The sequence below is a fragment of the Escherichia sp. WS1368 genome (genome assembly GCF_046487485.1).
GTDB lineage: Bacteria > Pseudomonadota > Gammaproteobacteria > Enterobacterales > Enterobacteriaceae > Escherichia > Escherichia coli.
Genome location: NZ_JBJQJI010000043.1, coordinates 1 through 1,332, shown reverse-complemented (window position 1 = coordinate 1,332; position 1,332 = coordinate 1). Strand labels below are relative to the sequence as shown.

Sequence of the window (1,332 nt, the reverse complement as noted above, 5' to 3'; positions counted from 1 at the left end):
TGGATTTGCCCCTATATTTCCAGACACCTGTTATCACTTAACCCATTACTGGCCTGCTGCCGCAGATATTCCCGTGGCGAGCGATAACCCAGTGCACTATGCGGGTGCCATTCGTTATAATGCTCGAACGCCTCTGCAAGGTTCTTTGCTGCCGTTAACCCGTCTGGTTTAGGCATGATACTGATGTAGTCACGCTTTATCGTTTTCACGAAGCTCTCTGCTATGCCGTTACTCTCCGGACTCCGCACCGCCGTGTTCTTCGGTTCAAGCCCTAATATCCGGGCAAACTGCCGTGTTTCATTAGCCCGGTAGCATGAACCATTATCCGTCAGCCACTCTACTGGAGACGCCGGAAGCTCGTTGCCGAAGCGGCGTTCCACCGCTCCCAGCATGACGTCCTGTACTGTTTCACTGTCGAAGCCGCCCGTAGTGACTGCCCAGTGCAGTGCCTCACGGTCACAGCAGTCCAGCGCGAACGTGACTCGCAGTTTTTCTCCGTTATCACAGCGGAACTCGAACCCGTCAGAGCACCATCGTTGATTGCTTTCTTTCACGGCCACTTTGCCAGTATGTGCCCGTTTCGATGGCGGTACAGCGGTTTTTCGCTCAAGCAACAGCGCATTCTGGCGCATGATCCGGTAAACACGTTTGGCATTGATCGCAGGCATACCATCAAGTTCGGCCTGTCTGCGAAGCAGCGCCCATACCCGACGATAACCATACGTGGGCAGCTCTCCGATAACATGGTGTATACGGAGAAGCACATCCGTATCATCTGAGTGACGGCTGCGGCGACCATCTTTCCAGTCATCGGTTCGTCTGAGAATGACGTGCAACTGCGCACGCGACACCCGGAGACAACGGCTGACTAAGCTTACTCCCCATCCCCGGGCAATAAGGGCGCGTGCGCTATCCACTTTTTTGCACGCCCGTATTCAACGGCTTCTTTAAGGAGTTCATTTTCCATCGTTTTTTTGCCGAGCAGGCGCTGGAGTTCTTTAATCTGCTTCATGGCAGCAGCAAGTTCAGAGGCAGGAACGACCTGCTCTCCTGCGGCCACAGCAGTAAGACTTCCCTCCTGGTATTGCTTGCGCCAGAGAAATAACTGGCTGGCTGCCACACCGTGTTGCCGGGCAACAAGGGAGACCGTCATTCCCGGTTCAAAACTCTGCTGAACAATAGCGATCTTTTCCTGTGTAGTACGCCGTCTGCGTTTCTCCGGTCCTAAGACATCAATCATCTGCTCTCCAATGACTAGTCTAAAAACTAGTATTAAGACTATCACTTATTTAAGTGATATTGGTTGTCTGGAGATTCATGGGGCCAGTCTAG

Annotated in this window: 1 protein-coding gene; it reads right to left on the bottom strand. The window is 52.9% G+C overall.

What is annotated here, in order from left to right:
- Positions 1-11: 11 nt before the first annotated feature.
- Positions 12-1,240 (bottom strand): IS3 family transposase gene (locus ACJHYD_RS24450; protein ID WP_116315299.1). Its coding sequence is split into 2 segments (ribosomal slippage): positions 12-925 and positions 925-1,240, totalling 1,230 coding nucleotides; the frame shifts between segments, so codons are not numbered across the junction.
- Between the last annotated feature and the right edge of the window lie 92 nt (positions 1,241-1,332).